Origin of the sequence: Stieleria sp. JC731 (genome assembly GCF_020966635.1) — a bacterium.
Lineage (GTDB): Bacteria > Planctomycetota > Planctomycetia > Pirellulales > Pirellulaceae > Stieleria.
In genome coordinates this window covers 25,117-41,414 of sequence record NZ_JAJKFQ010000002.1, presented here as the reverse complement: position 1 = coordinate 41,414, position 16,298 = coordinate 25,117, and the positions used below count along the sequence as shown (strand labels likewise).

Genomic DNA, 16,298 nt, shown 5'->3' with positions numbered 1-16,298 from the left:
TGTCCCGCGATTGCCGTTGGCAGTCGACCTGAAAACAACCACGTTTCTGTACAGTCAACTTCAGTCCAAACATGTCCGAACACGCCGCACCGAAGTTTAAGCCAGCGGACGATCCGACGTTCAGCCTGCCGTCGTCGTTGGCCAGTTTGCAATTGCCGCTGCTTGGTGGCGGTCTTGTGGCTCTGATCATCGGTGTCGGGATGGCGTTTGCCGCCGAAAGCGAATCGATGCCACGTTTCGGTTTTTCGACGTACCTGACCGCGTTCATGTACGTGCTGACGCTTTCGCTCGGCTCATTGTTTTTCGTCCTGATTCAGCACTTGGTGCGGGCGGGATGGAGCGTTGTCGTTCGCCGGATTGCGGAATGCTTCATGATCTTGATCATTCCATTGGCAATTCTGTTCCTGCCGATTTTGTTCTCGCTGTTTTTCGAAGGTCGTTTGTTCGTCTGGACCGACCCGAACTTCGCCACAGAGCACGGATTGGATGACAAGATGTGGGCGATGAAGCGTAACTTTTTGAACGCACCGTTCTTCATCGGTCGTGCGATCTTCTACTTCCTTGTCTGGGGTGGACTGGCGGTTTACTACTGGCGTGGGAGCACCACACAGGATGAAACCGGCGAACGCGCTGCAACGGACAGGATGCAGTACTGGGCTGGTCCCGCGGTCATGTTGTTCGCGTTGACAACCTCTTTCGCGGCTTTTGACTGGGGAATGAGTTTGGCCCCGATGTGGTTCTCGACCATGTTCGGTGTCTACATTTTCGCCGGAGCGATCCTGAGTGCCCACTGTCTGATCACCGTCGTTTCATATGTGCTGCAGCGGCACGGTGCGATTAAGGACGAGGTCACCGTGGAGCATTACCACGACCTTGGAAAGTACATCTTCGGATTCATCGTTTTCTGGACCTACATCGGATTTAGCCAGTACCTGCTGATCTGGTACGGCAACATCCCTGAAGAAACCGAGTGGTTCTTTGCCCGTCAGCGGGGTGTGTTCGGTGGGATTTCGATCGCATTGATCTTCTTCCACTGGCTGATTCCGTTCCTCGGAACGATGAGTCGCCACATCCGTCGACGTCCCGGCCTGATGGCAATCTGGGCATGCTACATCCTGGTCATGCACGCGATCGACGTTTACTGGGTCGTGATGCCGGAAGCTCGGCACCTGGTTCACTCGAACGTACCAACCGCGGGTGGCGCGATCGGGTTGATCGCCAGCGTCCTATCGATTGCGGGAATGACGGCATTGTTTGTCGGTTTGGGATTGCGGGTTGCCAGCGGAAATCGCGTCATCGCGGTGCGGGATCCCCGACTTCACGAATCGATCGTGTTCGAAAACTTTTAGGACGGTATTAGTACAAAGGAGGGGCGGGACACCGCGTCGCATCAACGCGTTTTCCGCCTCCGATTTTCGGCCCAAGACCGATAGAATCAAATCAAGACAGCTATGGCTAAATACGACGACCTCGATACACGGCAGATTTTCGTCATCGGAATCGGATCGGTTCTAGTGACGATCGTCACCATTTTGGCGGTTCAATACGTGTACTTCCTTTTGGTTGATGCACACCAAACGCAGTTACAAGCTGACAGCAAGTACACGCGGCAGAACCAGGTTTTGGCAGAGCAGATGGAAAGTATCTCACGTTACGGAGCCGACGAGGCAACCGGGAACGCCGTGATGCCGATCGAAAATGCGATGCAGGAAGTGATCAAAGAGGCTAACTCGCACGACCACGCAGATGACAACGAAAGCGACGCAACCTAGTTTGCTGGGGAAGGCATCGAACTGGATGACCACCTCTGGCTTGACTTCAATCGCCCTCGCGGCGATCGCGCTTTCTTTGTGCGCCGGATCGAGCGTTTTTGCTCAGTTTGGCGATACCGACAACGTCACACTAAACAACGGCCTGCCACGCGAAGCGAAGGGCATCACTGTTGATCAAAAGTTGGGTGACACGATTCCGATCGATGCACCGTTGGTCGACTCCAACGGCAACGCGATCAGGGTCAGTGATGTGATCGATGGCTCACTGCCAACGATCTTCACAATGAATTACAGCAATTGTCCAATGCTGTGCAGCATTCAATTAAATCAGCTGACTGCCGCACTGAATCAGTTGGACCTGAAGCTGGGCGAAGATTTTCGAATCCTGACGGTCAGCATTGACCCGAACGAGACGACGGAACGGGCCGCCGAAACAAAGGCCAAGTACGTGGACGAAGTGATCAACCAGCCGCTGGCAAATCGTGGTTGGACCTTTGCCACCGCGAAACAGCCCGTCATTACCAAATTGGCCGACGCCGTCGGATTCCGATATCGGTATGACGAAGCGATCCAACAATACAACCATCCAGCGATGCTGGCGTTTATCTCGCCTCAAGGTGTGATCACCCGCTACTCGCTATCGCTGGATTTTCCAGCCGACCAACTGAAACTCGCTTTGGTCGAAGCGGGTGAAGGGACGGTAGGAAACGCCGTCGACCAATTCATCATGTGGTGCTACAGCTATGATCCCGATTCGAATTCCTATACGCCGCACGCATGGCGAATCATGCGTCTTTGCGGCTTGGGATTCATCGGATTGATGTTGGCCGCATTGGTTCCCTACTGGGTCGGTCGAAAAGGTGGTCCGGGTTCGGCAAACTCCAAGGACCTCCCAATCGGATCGACGCACGACAGCTCGGGCAGCACGTCGTCTGTAGCCCCCCATTCGAACGAACAATAAATCAAACTCACCTTTCGAAATGTTGAACATGATTCCTGCTGCGATCACGCCGCTTGCGGACTACACCGAAAGCAAGCTGTCGTTCTTTCCAGAGTCGGCATCGACGTTCTCGTCGGACACCGACTGGATCTTTAACTTCATCTCCATCGTGGCATTGGTGTTCTTCATTGCCATCGTGATCGCGTTGTTCGGATTCGCGCTGAAATACAAAAAGGCGAAAGGCCAACAGGCCGAAAGCCAAACCGATCACAACACGACGATCGAATTGGTTTGGTCGATCGGTCCTTCGTTCCTGTTGATCGTGATGTTCTACTTCGGTGCACAAGGGTTTCTTGCACACCGTACCATTCCCGAAGGCTCGTACGAGCTGGGCGTGGATGCGTACAAATGGGGTTGGGGTATCGACTATGGAAAGTTCGTCATCCACCCAGAACTGCACGTTGTTGCTGGCGAGCCAACCAAGCTGACCATGACCAGTAAGGACGTGATTCACAGTCTTTACATTCCCGCGTTCCGCGTGAAGAAGGACGTCGTTCCCGGTCGTTTCAATTACATGTGGTTCAAGGCGACTCAGCCGAGCGAAAAAGTCGCCACGGATGAGGAACTTGCTCAGCTTGCAGCGAAAGATGCTGAGACCAACGCCAGCTGGGACTATGACGGCCGTCAATTCACTCCAGACGGATACGCGTTCTACGATCTGTACTGCACCGAGTACTGCGGAACCAATCACTCGGAAATGCAGACGGTCGTTGTCGTTCACGAAACCCGTGAAGACCTTGACGCATGGATCAAAAAGTACAGCAGCCGTTCAGCAACCGAATCGCCCGCCAGCTACGGCGAAAAGCTTTACCAACGACGCGGTTGCAAAAGCTGCCACTCGATTGACGGGACCAAATTGGTCGGACCTTCCTGGAAAGATTTGGCCGGAAAGTCGCGTGCATTGGCAAGCGGTGAATCTGTCGTCGCCGACGAAAACTACCTTCGCGAGTCAATCTTGAATCCAAAAGCCAAGATCGCAGCCGGGTTCCAACCTGTGATGCCAAGTTACAAAGGCCAGTTGACCGACGACGACATTTACAGCTTGATCGAATACATCAAGTCGTTGAATCCCGATGCCGCTGGACCCGCAGCGGGCGAACAGCCTGCCGAAGGCGGTTCAGAAGAAGCGACCGCCGAAGCACCGGCGGAATAGCCAATGCGGCGTCACACGCCGATTTCGATTCCCCAAAACAATTTAAAAGCACACCGAATTCACGCTAAACTCTTTCGATCAAAACGCCAGCCGAGCTGGCAAACCGATTCGGATAGAGCCAATCGTTCGAGGTAAATAATGTCTGTTGGATCAGTCCCAGCCGGATACGAAGTCAAGGATCCAGGCTACCCGACACCTGAAGAAAACTACCTGACCAACTCGCGCGGCTTATTGACCTGGGTCTTTACTCTGGATCACAAGCGAATCGGCGTGATGTACCTGGTCGGCGTTTCGCTGGCATTCCTCGTTGCCGGTTTGTTGGCTCTGGGGATTCGTTTGCACCTGTTCGCACCCGACGGATGGTTGTTCAACAACGAATTCTTCAAGTGGTTGGCTCCAGACAAGGCTCCCAACGATATCTACAACCAAGTGTTCACCCTTCACGGGGCGATCATGGTGTTCCTGTTCATTATTCCCAGCATTCCGGCCGCATTAGGAAACTTCCTGGTGCCGGTGATGTTGGGGGCGAAAGACGTTGCCTTTCCACGATTGAACCTCAGCAGTTTCTTTCTGTGGGTCGCTGGCGCGGTCTTCTTTGTGATGGCCCTGTTGGCCAGTGGTTTGGACACCGGTTGGACGTTCTATACTCCCTACAGTACGACGACTGATACGTCCGTCATCATGGCGACGTTTGGTGCGTTCATCCTCGGTTTTAGCTCGATTTTCACCGGGCTGAACTTCATCGTCACGATCAACACAATGCGTCCGCCGGGGATGACTTGGTTCCGCATGCCGTTGTTCTTGTGGGCGACCTATTCGACTAGCATCATTCAGGTTTTGGCAACGCCAGTTCTGGGTATCACGCTTCTGCTGTTGATCGCCGAGCGAACGATGCACATCGGGATCTTTGACCCGGAATACAACGGTGACCCCGTTACCTATCAGCACTTCTTCTGGTTCTACAGCCACCCTGCTGTATACATCATGATTCTGCCCGCGTTTGGTGTGATCAGTGAATTGATCAGCGTCCACTCGCACAAACGAATCTTTGGATACCGTTTTATCGCTTACTCGTCGATCGCGATCGCTCTGCTGGGCTTCTTGGTTTGGGGACACCACATGTTCACCGCCGGGATGGGCCCGATGACGACGATCATCTTTAGTGCGTTGACGTTTACCGTTTCGGTTCCGTCGGCGATCAAGGTGTTCAACTGGTTGGCGACGATGTACAAGGGGGCGATCACACTGACGACCCCGATGTGCTACGCAATTGCGTTTATCTTCTTGTTCACGATCGGTGGTTTGACCGGTTTGCACCTCGGTACGCTCGCGACCGACATGCACCTGCACGATACTTACTTTGTCGTTGCTCACTTCCACTACGTAATGGTCGGCGGAACCCTGGTCGCATTCTTGGGAGCTGTCTTCCACTGGTGGCCAAAGATGTTCGGCCGGATGTACAACGAACTTGGCGGTCAGATTTCTGCTCTGATCGTTTTCCTTGGCTTCAACCTGACCTTCCTTCCGCAGTTCGTTCTCGGTAGCCGCGGAATGCCACGTCGATACGCCACTTACGATCCCGAATTCGCTGCACTGCACGAGATGAGTACCTGGGGAGCGTTGTTGCTGGGTATCGGCCTGTTGGTCGCGTTGGTCGTCTTGCTGGCTTCATTGGTCAATGGCAAGAAAGCACCTGCCAACCCTTGGGGAGCGGCGACGTTGGAATGGGCGTGCACATCGCCACCACCGTTCTACAACTTTGAACGTCCACCGGTTGTGGGCGACCCCTATGAGTTTGGCGATATCCAATGGGACGGAGCTTCGGATCGATACGTAAAGGTCGAACCGAAACGCGAATCGGTCCCCAGCGAAACACCTGCCGAAAGCCCAGCACACGCTGGCGAGTAAGCGAAAACTGAATTAATCATCCCACGCACTGAATAGGCGGCGATCGATCAAGACACTAAGCAGATCGAATCGTCGCATCAGGATGACGCCTCGGAGGCGGGCCTGATAACCTTTGCGTTTTCCATCGTCCACTTTTCCCCTGCACGGTTGACTCCACTGATGGCTACCACTGATGCCGGGCATTCTGCCACGGCCGACCATTCAGCCGATTCACACGGTCACGATCACGACCATCCGTCGTACCTCGCCCACCACTTTGACACTCCGGAACAACAGTTCGATAGTGGCAAGCTGGGGATGTGGATTTTCCTGGTCACTGAAGTCTTGTTCTTCAGTGGGATGTTCTGTGCATACGCGATCTTCCGGGCATGGCGTCCGGAGGTATTCGAAGGCTGTAGTCAGTTTTTGAATACGAAGCTGGGTGCGATCAACACCGGCGTGCTGCTGTTCAGTTCGTTCACGATGGCTTGGGCTGTTCGTGCTTCGCAGTTGGAGCAGCACAAGAAAACTGCCGCATTGATCGCATCGACTTTGTGCTGTGCGATGATCTTCTTGGGCGTTAAGGCGATCGAATATTCGCACAAATGGCACATGGGATTGTTGCCAGCGGGATTGTTCACCTACGACCCAAACAATCCGCACCCCGAAGGGACGCCAAACTACTTGGCATACATCTGCGCTCCGTTCGCAGTCGCAACCGTCGGCATCTTGATCTGGTTGGTTGTCAGCTTCTTGCGAGGCGCGAAATTCCAATTCGAATGTGCGAAGCCGATTTTGGTCGTCTTCTTGTGCTTCTTTGTCGGTGTCGGCCTGGGAACCATTCTTGAGAGCGGTGAAAGCGGAGAGCACGCCGCCCACGTCGAAGGTGCTGATCATGCGGCACATGTTGACGGTGAACATGCTGGTGATGAACACGCCGATGGCGAACATGCTGCCGACGATCACAGCGAAGAAGCAGATGTTGAACCGGCCGCAGAGCCAGAGCACGTCGAAGCCATCGCAGGCTTGGTCGCTCCTGGTGCAATGGTCAGCAGCGATAACCAGCTTGACCTAGTCAAGCGTTTGGCGTCAGACAATACGAACACCGGATCGAAGGGCGAATTAGCCGCACGCCAAGCCCAGAACGAGATGGCCTACGGTGCGATCACCTACAACGTTTCGGACGATAGCTCGGCAACCGTCGCGGCAGCCGAAGACGACGTTATGCGTAAAAGTCGCGCCGGTGTCTTCTTCAGTATCTATTACTGCATGACTGGCGTTCACGCGATTCACATTCTCGGTGGCATCGGAGTTCTGATTTGGTTGCTGGTTCGTGCTCTGCGTCAGGACTTCAACAAGAACTACTTCGGTCCGGTTGACTACGTCGGTCTGTACTGGCACTTGGTCGACTTGATTTGGATCTACCTGTTCCCGCTGATGTACCTGATCCGATAGACCAATCGGCTGACGTTATTCAATCAACAAACATTCCTAATAAACCGTCTAGTACCAACCATGTCAGCACACGAAGGCTCTCGCGAAGGATACGATTTCGCGCACCCGTTGCCACTGCCGCTGTTGTTCGGTGTCTTCCTCGTCTTGACCGCGTTGACCGTGCTGACGGTCTTTCAAGCGAATTTTGACCTGGGCAGCTTCGATATCATCGTGGTGATGATTATCGCTAGCGTCAAAGCAATTCTTGTCGGTGCCATTTTTATGCACTTGGCATTCGACAAACCGATGAACGTGATTTGGTTTCTTGGCTCGTTCGTGTTTGTTGCCTTGTTTATCATTTTTACGCTCTTCGATAACCGAGCGTCTCACAAAGACAACATTCCTGTGATGGGCGACGGTGCCGCAGCGGTCGCCGCCGAGAGCTGATCGAAGCATCGCAAAAATCCAACGAAAGCGGGCCTGTGCTGGAAAGTGCAGGCCCGCTTTTTGTTTGCCACGACAGAAGGATTGATTAGTCCGTCGTGCCGCGAAACCAATGCAACTAAACGCGGAAACGCCAAGAACGCAGAGTCCCCTACGCCAATAATCTGCGTTCTCACCAACTCTGCGTTTCCAACCAGCCATATTCGGCCAAAGGGATGCACGGTAATTCCCTGCCACGCAAAATTGCCGCCAGCTTTCCTCAACTCAGTGCGCTCGGTGACTCCGTGTTTCAATTCTCACTTGACCGCCAAGCAGCCAACCACAGAGCAACAATGCTACTCCGGTGAATCCAGAAACGGCAATTCGTCTGGCGTGCGCTCGCACATTCCGGCTTTGAAATGCATCCGGCAGACGGAAACATATCTCTCGTTTCCGCCAATTTGGATCTGTTGGCCGTCTTTGATGGGGCGTCCCTTGCTATCGACCCGCAGCACCATGGTTGCTTTGCGTCCGCAGTGGCAAATCGTTTTGATTTCCGACAACGTATCGGCCCAAGCGAGCAAGACTTCGCTTCCCGTGAACAAATTGCCTTGGAAATCTGTCCTCAGTCCATAAGCCATGACGGGGATGTCCAAGTGGTCACAGACATCGCTCAATTGCTTGACCTGCTTTCTGGTCAGAAACTGAGCTTCGTCGACCAGAATGCAGTCCAGTTTGGACTCCAAATGACGTGATTCGACGAGCGAAAACAGGTGATCGGCGGTGTTAAACGTGATCGCTTTGGCGGCCAGTCCGATTCTGCTGGTGACCATTCCGGGTTCGTCCCGGGTGTCGATTTCCGGCAGCAGGATGAGCGTTTTCATCCCGCGTTCTTGGTAGTTGTAACTGCATTGCAGGAGGATCGTTGACTTTCCCGCATTCATCGCCGAATAGTAAAAGTACAGTTTCGCCATGCTGTCGGCTTATTGCGTCTTCTCGTTTTTCCTAGAATCGTCGCCGCCGGACCGAACCGAACACTGCGAATCGGCCTCTTCGAGGCCTCTCGCCACATTTAACGTCACTTTCAAATGCCACGCTACAACCCCTCCGAAATCGAACCCCGTTGGCAAGCCTACTGGGACGAGAACAAAACGTTTGCAACGCCAGAAAACCCCGGCGACAAAAAACGCTATGTGCTGGACATGTTCCCCTATCCCAGCGGCGACGGACTGCACGTCGGCCACCCGGAGGGTTACACCGCTACCGACATCGTTTCGCGGTTTGCGCGGATGCGTGGCGAAAGCGTGCTTCACCCGATGGGATTTGACGCGTTCGGTTTGCCCGCCGAGGAACACGCCATTCGAACCGGCGAACACCCACGTGTTCAGACGCAGCGCAACATCGACAATTTCACTCGCCAATTGAAGATGTTGGGTTTCAGCTATGACTGGGATCGCGTGTTGGCGACCACTGATGAAGCTTACTTCCGCTGGACGCAGTTCATTTTTCTGGTGTTGTTTGATACGTGGTTCGATCACGATCAGCAGAAAGGTCGTCCGATCGCCGAGCTGCCGATTCCAGACGACGTGAAAGCCGAAGGTGATTTGGCGGTTGCCAAGTTTGTCGATTCGCATCGCTTGGCCTACCTGGATGACGCTCTGGTCAATTGGTGCCCCAAACTGGGAACCGTTTTGGCCAACGAAGAAGTCGTCGATGGCAAAAGCGAGGTTGGCGGTCACCCGGTCAAACGTATTCCGCTGCGGCAATGGATGTTGCGTATCACGGACTACGCAGAACGGTTGCTCGAAGGGCTTGATGAACTCGAATGGCCGGCTGGGATTAAAAAGCTGCAGTCCGATTGGATCGGGCGAAGCACCGGCGCCGAAGTGGACTTTTATGTCGGCGGTTCGGGCGACTACGAAGCGTGGCAAGCCGAACGCGCTAAAAGCGGATTTCCCGATGCACCGGGGCTTCAGGCCTTGCGCGTTTACACGACTCGTCCGGACACGCTTTACGGAGCGACCTATATGGTCGTTTCGCCCGAGCATCCGATGCTGGAACAATTGACCAGCGAAGAACAAACTGCAGCTGTTCGAGACTATTGCGAGAAGGCTTCGTTTAAATCCGATCGCGAACGCACCGAAGGCGATCGCGAAAAGACGGGTGTCTTTACCGGTGCGCATGCGATCAATCCGGTCAACGGAAAGCCGATTCCGATTTGGGTTGCAGACTATGTGTTGGCAGGATACGGCACCGGCGCGATCATGGCGGTGCCGGCACACGACAGTCGTGACTTTCAATTCGCGGTGACCTACGACCTTCCAGTGATTGCGGTGGTCGAACCGCCAGCGGATCTAGACAATCGTGACGACATCTTGGCAGGCAAAGCTTGTTTCGAAGCGCTCGGAAATGCGATCAACAGCGGTCCGTTTGACGGCCAAGGTACTCAAGAAGTCAAAGCGGCGATCACTGCCTCGTTGTCTGAGCAGGGCATCGGCAACGGTGCGGTTAATTACAAGTTGCGTGATTGGCTTTTCAGCCGACAACGTTTCTGGGGTGAGCCATTCCCGATCCTGCATGAACTCGATAGCGAAGGTAACCCGACGGGCCGAATGCGAGGCGTCGATGCTGGTGAGCTACCGGTTCAGTTGCCAGAGTTGGAAGACTTCAAGCCCCACGGTCGCCCCGAGCCCCCGTTGGCCAAGGCCGACGATGATTGGCTTTACGTAACAATCGATGGAACCAAGTACCGCCGCGAAACCAATACGATGCCGCAATGGGCTGGCTCGTGTTGGTACTACCTGCGTTACATCGATCCGAAGAATGAAAACGCTTTGGTCGATCCAGAATTGGAATCAAAATGGATGCCCGTCGATTTGTATGTCGGCGGTGCTGAGCACGCTGTCTTGCATTTGCTGTATTCACGATTCTGGCACAAGGTGCTGTTTGATCGTGGTCATGTTTCCACGCCGGAGCCGTTCGGTCGATTGGTCAATCAAGGCATGATCTTGGGCGAAGTCGAATACTCGGCATACTATGACGATGACGGAAAGTTTGTCTCGGCAAAGGATGTCCGCAAAGCTCCCGAGGGCGGACGCCAAAGCAAAGACGGTCGTGCCGTCAGCAGTCGACCGGTCGCGGAGGATGCCGTCGAAAAGAAAGGCGAATCGTTTGTCTTGATCGACAACCCAGCGATCCGCGTCGAAAGCCGCGCACACAAGATGTCCAAAAGCCGCGGTAACGTTGTCAATCCAGACGTGGTGGTCAAGGATTACGGTGCCGATGCGCTGCGTTTGTACGAGATGTTCATGGGGCCGCTCGAGGCGACCAAGCCTTGGTCGATGGATGGTGTCGGCGGGGTACGCAGTTTCTTGGACCGAGTCTGGCGGATGGTTGTCAATGACAACGAAGATGACTTGGTGTTGCAAGAAGCGTTAACCGACGAGGCCTGCGATGATGACCAGGCAAGAATGCTTCACGCGACGATCAAGAAAGTCACCGAAGACACCGACGCGATGAGCTTCAATACCGCGATCGCGAGGATGATGGAGTTTACGAACTTCTTTACTCGCTGCGAAAAACGTCCGACCGAAGCGGTGAAGTCCTTCTTGGTCTTGCTGTCGCCCTATGCACCACACTTGTGCGAAGAACTGTGGCAGATCTTGGGTGGCGAGCAGTCGATCGCACTACAAGCTTGGCCCGAGTGGGACGAGTCGGCACTTGTGCAAAAGTCGATTGAAGTACCGGTTCAGTTCAATGGCAAGGTGAAGACGAAAATTCAAATTGCTCCCGACGCAAAGCCTGATCAAATGCTTGAAGCGGCCCTTGCGGATGAACGCGTGCAATCGTTGATCGCCGATAAGAACATCGTCAAAAAGATTGCCGTTCCCGGACGCTTGGTTAACTTCGTTGTGAAGTAGGCCCAGTGAAGTAGGTCGAGTGAAGTAGGCCCAGTGCAACGGATAATTGGATGAAGTTTCGTGGCTCGGCAGTGCTCCGTTTTAGCAGTGCTTGATTTCGGCAGTGCTCGATTTTGAGATGCCCTGTCACGAGGCTTTGTATCAAGCGGTTTCGCAGAATCGGTTGCACCGATTTAGAAGTCCGAAGATGTTGCAGGGCATCATCGGTGGCCCCCAACGGCGGTCCTTGCCGTGGGTGGCCGAATCTGGTTTTCCGCTTTGTGGTATCGAAGAACGGTCCTGTTCTTTGATGTTTCGTTCGGTTTCCCTTGAAAGGGGCGATATCCGAACTTGTTCAATTCCCTTTGATCAATTGCATCTTCGTTGATGCGTGAATCCATTCGGCCAGGGCGATCACATCCTCGTGTTCGCCGCATCGATCCATCGATGACACTGGCTATTAGCGGGCGGCAGGAAGACAGATCGAGATCTTCCAACCGGATAGGTTTTGCAAAACGAGACGCCATTCTCGAGTTCGATGATGAACCGGACCGATTCAGGTGAGCAAAGCAGCCCGGCTATCATCGAAAATGCAGATCGGTTTAGGCAACCAAACGCAGGCTGTCGGCTTCGACTTTGCCCGCAACGATGCCTTCGATGAATTCTTCAAAGATACGAACGTCAAGTGCGGATGCGGCCGCGCACTCTGGGTGGAACTGAGTTCCGATGGCGAACCAGTCCATCATTTCGCTTTCGATTGCCTCGATAACACCATCGGGGCAGCGGGCGGTGACGCGGAATCCAGGAGCGACTTCGTCGATCGCCATGTGGTGTCGACTGCTAACACGAATTTCGCCATCGCCGAAGACGCGCCCGACTAACGAATCGCTTTCCACTTCCAAGGTGTGGCGATGGTTGGGATCGTGAGGGTCGAGGTGAGGAACCGCTTCGGGTAGATCTTCTTTGATATGGAGGAACAGGTTTCCGCCCTGTTGGACGTTCATCAGTTGCATACCTGCACCGATGGCAAGCAATGGGATGCGACGTTCTGCGATTTCTGCCATTAGCAAGCGATCGCTGGTTTCACGGACTGGATCCATCGGCCGGACGCTGCTGTGAAGCATGAATCCGTCGTTACGTGGGTCGAGGTCTCCGCCACCGATCATCATGAATCCATCGACAAGCTCTGCTGCTCGTGCGATCGATTGTGGGTCGTTCATTGGTGGAATGACGACAGGAATGCCCCCTGCTGCATCAATCGACTGAAAGTAACCTGCTGCCAAAAATGCGAAGCCAGGTTTGTTGCGATCGGCCGCCTTGAAGTCGCAGTTAATTCCGATGATCGGTTTGCGAGTCATAACATCGCTAGACATCCGACATTTCCTCATAAAAGTCGAAATAGCAAATTAAGATACAGCGACGTGCTGCATCAATCGAAACGGGCGCGGTCCCATGAACATTGAACGGGCGGGAGAGACCTTTTCGCCATTCTTGGCGGCAAGGCCGATCGACAGTTGTGTTCGAAAAGATAAGTCGTAGAGAAACGCGGTAGCGAACGAGGAGTAGATTCCTGTACAGTTCGTTCCTAGTTGGGGAAGGTGCTGGTGCAATGTCGATCGCAGGCTCCGAAGCGACGTAGCCAGACGCATTGGGGCCAAATACGTTGGCCGCGATGCCAAAAGCGACAACACCGTTCCGTCTTGGATTCCCACTTTGATCATCCCTGATTAATAGGACCGCACATACGGTTCGCTACCGGTCAGAAACATTCGATACCGAATGTCTCCCCGAGCGGTCGGAAAGTTAGCCTGCGAAATCCGCAAAAACAAATACTCTCCATATCTTGTGGAGAATCGCGTCTGCTAGCACAACAGACAGTGCTAGCATTGGCGTTTCCTGCTAGCAAAAGTCGCAAATTCACTGTGGGATTGCGAAAAATTTGCGTGTTTGCGTTGTCACCAGAGCGTGGTTTCAGGGCGTCGATCCACCTCGTGGCGGCCCCTTTGCAGTTGTCGCGGCGTGATTAATGATGGCAGCCGGGTGACCAGTTCGCCGTAAGTGCGAAGCTGCTGTAGTTAACGACGTTTCAAAAACGATTGTATTAGGCTGCGAAGTGAGATTTGACCAAGTTCGATTGGCGTCCATCGGAACCGTCCTACCAGAAGAAATCTGGTCAAGCGATGATATCGAGTCGCGATTGTCGCCTCTTTACGAGCGTCTCCGGCTTCCCGAAGGCCGGCTGGAATTGATGAGCGGGATCGCCGAGCGGCGTGTTTGGCCTGTGGGGACTAGCCCCAGTGGACCGAGCATCAAAAGCGGGAAGGCGGCGATTGCCGCGGCCGGTTTGCAAGCTTCTCAGATCGGATGTTTGATCCATGCCAGTGTTTGCCGCGATTTTCTAGAGCCGGCAACGGCATCGAAGGTTCACAACGGTATCGGTCTGTCAAACGACTGCTGGGTGTATGACGTCTCGAATGCATGTTTGGGGCTGATCAATGGCGCGATCCAGATCGCCATGATGATCCAAACCGGTGCGATCAAAGCCGGGATTGTCGTGGGGACAGAGAACAGCCGCATGTTGCTCGAATCGACCATCGCCGCGTTGAACGAAGATCAGTCGCTGACGCGAAAGAGCGTGAAAGGGGCGTTTGCTTCGCTGACGATCGGTTCAGGAAGTTGTGCTTGGCTTTTGACCCATGAGTCGCTCGCCGAGGATGCGACGAAGTTGTATTGCGGGATCGCTGAAGCTCGCACCGAGTACCATGATCTTTGCGTTAGCGACAGTGATTCTGCCGGGGCCGGAATGCAGCCTTTGATGGAGACGGACAGCGAGAAACTGATGGCCGAGGGGATCGCGACCGGAGTTGCGGGATTCGAAAAGCTGTTAACCGAGAGCGATTGGTCGCGCTCCGATCTGGACCGCACTGTTTGTCATCAAGTTGGCGTTCGGCACCGCGCCGCGATGTTAGAAGCGATGGGGCTGCCTGAGGAGACTGACAGCGTGTCATTTCCCAAGTTAGGGAATACCGGTTCGGTCGCATTGCCGCTAACGGTTGCAGCTGCAGCGGCTCGAGGAGAGCTGGTCGAAGGCGACCGTGTTGCCATGTTAGGGATCGGCTCGGGGATCAACAGCGTGATGCTTGCATCCACATGGGGACAGACCCCGGTCGCCGGGAATGTCGACGAGATTTGATTCCGGGGACATAGCAGGGGAGGACCCCGGGGACATAGCAGCAGGTGATCCCGGGGACATAGCAGGTTAGTAGAGGTGACCCCGGGGACATAGCAGGTTGGGTGTGGGCCGTTTTAGGCTGGGGTGATTTTGTTGCTGCTTGACCCCCTCATCCCCAGCCCTTCTCCCCCAGCGAGCTGGTGGAGAAGGGAGCCAGGGTGGAAGTTGGAGTTGGGGACAGACCCCCGGAGCAGAACTTTCGAGCTAGGAAGCTAGGAGCGGGGACAGGCCCTGGTGGTTGGTGGGATGCGGATGATCCCGGTAGCAGACCTCGGGGACATAGCAGGTTGGGTGTGGACCGTTTTAGGCTGAGGTGATTTTGCTGCTGCTTGCCCCCTCATCCCCAGCCCTTCTCCCCCAGCAAGCTGGTGGAGAAGGGAGCCAGGCTGGAAAGTGGAGCTGGGGACAGACCCTGGGTGAGAAGTTGGAGTTGGGGACAGACCCCGGAGCAGAACTTTCGAGCTAGGAAGCTAGGAGCGGGGACAGGCCCCGGTGGTTGGTGAGATGCTGTGTGGATTTTGCTGGCTATTTGTGGGGAAGTTGGTCTGGGCGGTCGATGTTCGGTCTATCGAGGCCGCAACGGGACGCAAAATGCCCCGTTGGACTTGAAAATAGCTGCGACAACAGCGACACTCTGCGGCCCCAAACCGAAATTTTGTGCGTGACCAGTGCCGGATGAGTCGTCCGGTTTCTGCTCTGTCCCCAGACTTGGCCAAGTTTTACAGGTCAGTCGTCCTCAATTTGCCATCGAAAATGTGGCGGCAGGACATCCACGGGAGGCAGCCGGATCACGCCGCCGAAGGCATCATTCCTGAGGCATCCCCATTCGCCCGAGCAATCGTGGCACAGGAGAAATAGGAACACACAATGGCACGTTACACCGGACCAAAAGCTCGCGTTAACCGTCGTCTTGGAACCCTGATTTACGAAACCGCCGGTGCGGCTCGCGCGCTCGATCGCCGTAACACACCTCCGGGGATGCACGTCCGCGGTCGCCGACCAAGTAACTACGGTGCGGCACTGCAAGAAAAGCAAAAGATCAAGCACTATTACGGCTTGGGTGAGCGTCAGCTTCGCCGTTACTTTGATGCCGTTTCTCGCAAGGCGGGAAACACCGGTGAATTGTTGCTTTTGATGTGCGAGCGTCGTTTGGACAACGTCGTCCGCCGCGTCGGTTTCACCAAGACTCGTCCCCAAGCACGTCAAGGCATCGCGCACGGTCACTTCTTGGTCAATGGCGTCAAAGTCGACAAGCCAAGCTACATCCTGCGTCCTGGCGATATCGTCGAAGTTCGCGGTCGCGAAAACCTGAAGAACCTCTACCGTGGCGTCATCGCTAACGCCGCACCAGACGCTTTGGATTGGGTTACCTTTGACAGCGAAAACCTGAAGGCAACCATGCTTGGCTTGCCAGGACCAAGCGACATCAGCCTTCCTGTCGACGCTAACTCGGTCGTCGAATTCTTGTCGCGATAATTTCGCGGTAGAGCCTCCAGGC

The 16,298-nt window shown here is 54.6% G+C and carries 12 protein-coding genes; 10 read left to right on the top strand and 2 right to left on the bottom strand.

Annotated elements, in window-relative coordinates; genetic code table 11:
- Positions 1-71 precede the first annotated feature (71 nt).
- From LOC67_RS06030 to LOC67_RS06000, 7 genes are all read left to right on the top strand, one after another.
- Positions 72-1,349 (top strand): hypothetical protein, encoded by a 1,278-nt coding sequence (locus LOC67_RS06030; protein WP_230261633.1) that lies wholly within the window; start codon positions 72-74, stop codon positions 1,347-1,349.
- 102 nt (positions 1,350-1,451) lie between these two features.
- The gene (locus LOC67_RS06025; RefSeq protein ID WP_230261632.1) at positions 1,452-1,772 is read left to right on the top strand and encodes a hypothetical protein; all 321 of its coding nucleotides are present in this window, start codon (positions 1,452-1,454) and stop codon (positions 1,770-1,772) included.
- A 25-nt stretch (positions 1,773-1,797) separates the two neighbouring features.
- Positions 1,798-2,733, top strand: coding sequence for an SCO family protein (locus LOC67_RS06020; protein ID WP_230261631.1), 936 nt, complete (start codon positions 1,798-1,800; stop codon positions 2,731-2,733).
- A gap of 28 nt (positions 2,734-2,761) precedes the next feature.
- Positions 2,762-3,925, top strand: coding sequence for a c-type cytochrome (locus LOC67_RS06015; protein ID WP_230261630.1), 1,164 nt, complete (start codon positions 2,762-2,764; stop codon positions 3,923-3,925).
- A gap of 138 nt (positions 3,926-4,063) precedes the next feature.
- Positions 4,064-5,833: a cbb3-type cytochrome c oxidase subunit I gene (locus LOC67_RS06010; protein WP_230261629.1), complete on the top strand. Its 1,770-nt coding sequence runs from the start codon at positions 4,064-4,066 to the stop codon at positions 5,831-5,833.
- A 159-nt stretch (positions 5,834-5,992) separates the two neighbouring features.
- Positions 5,993-7,267 carry a cytochrome c oxidase subunit 3 gene (locus LOC67_RS06005; protein ID WP_230261628.1) on the top strand — a complete coding sequence of 425 codons (1,275 nt, stop codon included), beginning with the start codon at positions 5,993-5,995 and terminating at the stop codon, positions 7,265-7,267.
- 60 nt (positions 7,268-7,327) lie between these two features.
- Positions 7,328-7,693 carry a cytochrome C oxidase subunit IV family protein gene (locus LOC67_RS06000; RefSeq protein WP_230261627.1) on the top strand — a complete coding sequence of 122 codons (366 nt, stop codon included), beginning with the start codon at positions 7,328-7,330 and terminating at the stop codon, positions 7,691-7,693.
- Between the two features lie 332 nt (positions 7,694-8,025).
- Here LOC67_RS06000 and LOC67_RS05995 read toward each other — a convergent pair whose 3' ends face one another.
- Positions 8,026-8,643: a thymidine kinase gene (locus LOC67_RS05995; RefSeq protein WP_230261626.1), complete on the bottom strand. Its 618-nt coding sequence runs from the start codon at positions 8,641-8,643 to the stop codon at positions 8,026-8,028.
- Positions 8,644-8,757: 114 nt separating this feature from the next.
- Here LOC67_RS05995 and leuS point away from each other — a divergent pair, with 114 nt between their 5' ends.
- Positions 8,758-11,589, top strand: a complete 2,832-nt coding sequence (gene leuS, locus LOC67_RS05990; RefSeq protein WP_230261625.1) for a leucine--tRNA ligase — start codon at positions 8,758-8,760, stop codon at positions 11,587-11,589.
- 581 nt (positions 11,590-12,170) lie between these two features.
- Here the strand turns inward: leuS and LOC67_RS05985 are convergent.
- Positions 12,171-12,941, bottom strand: coding sequence for a gamma-glutamyl-gamma-aminobutyrate hydrolase family protein (locus LOC67_RS05985; RefSeq protein ID WP_230261624.1), 771 nt, complete (start codon positions 12,939-12,941; stop codon positions 12,171-12,173).
- A 740-nt stretch (positions 12,942-13,681) separates the two neighbouring features.
- Between LOC67_RS05985 and LOC67_RS05980 the strand changes: the two genes are divergently transcribed.
- The gene (locus tag LOC67_RS05980; protein WP_230261623.1) at positions 13,682-14,761 is read left to right on the top strand and encodes a 3-oxoacyl-ACP synthase III; all 1,080 of its coding nucleotides are present in this window, start codon (positions 13,682-13,684) and stop codon (positions 14,759-14,761) included.
- Between the two features lie 906 nt (positions 14,762-15,667).
- Positions 15,668-16,276, top strand: coding sequence for a 30S ribosomal protein S4 (gene rpsD / locus LOC67_RS05975; RefSeq protein ID WP_230261622.1), 609 nt, complete (start codon positions 15,668-15,670; stop codon positions 16,274-16,276).
- The last annotated feature ends 22 nt before the right edge of the window (positions 16,277-16,298 follow it).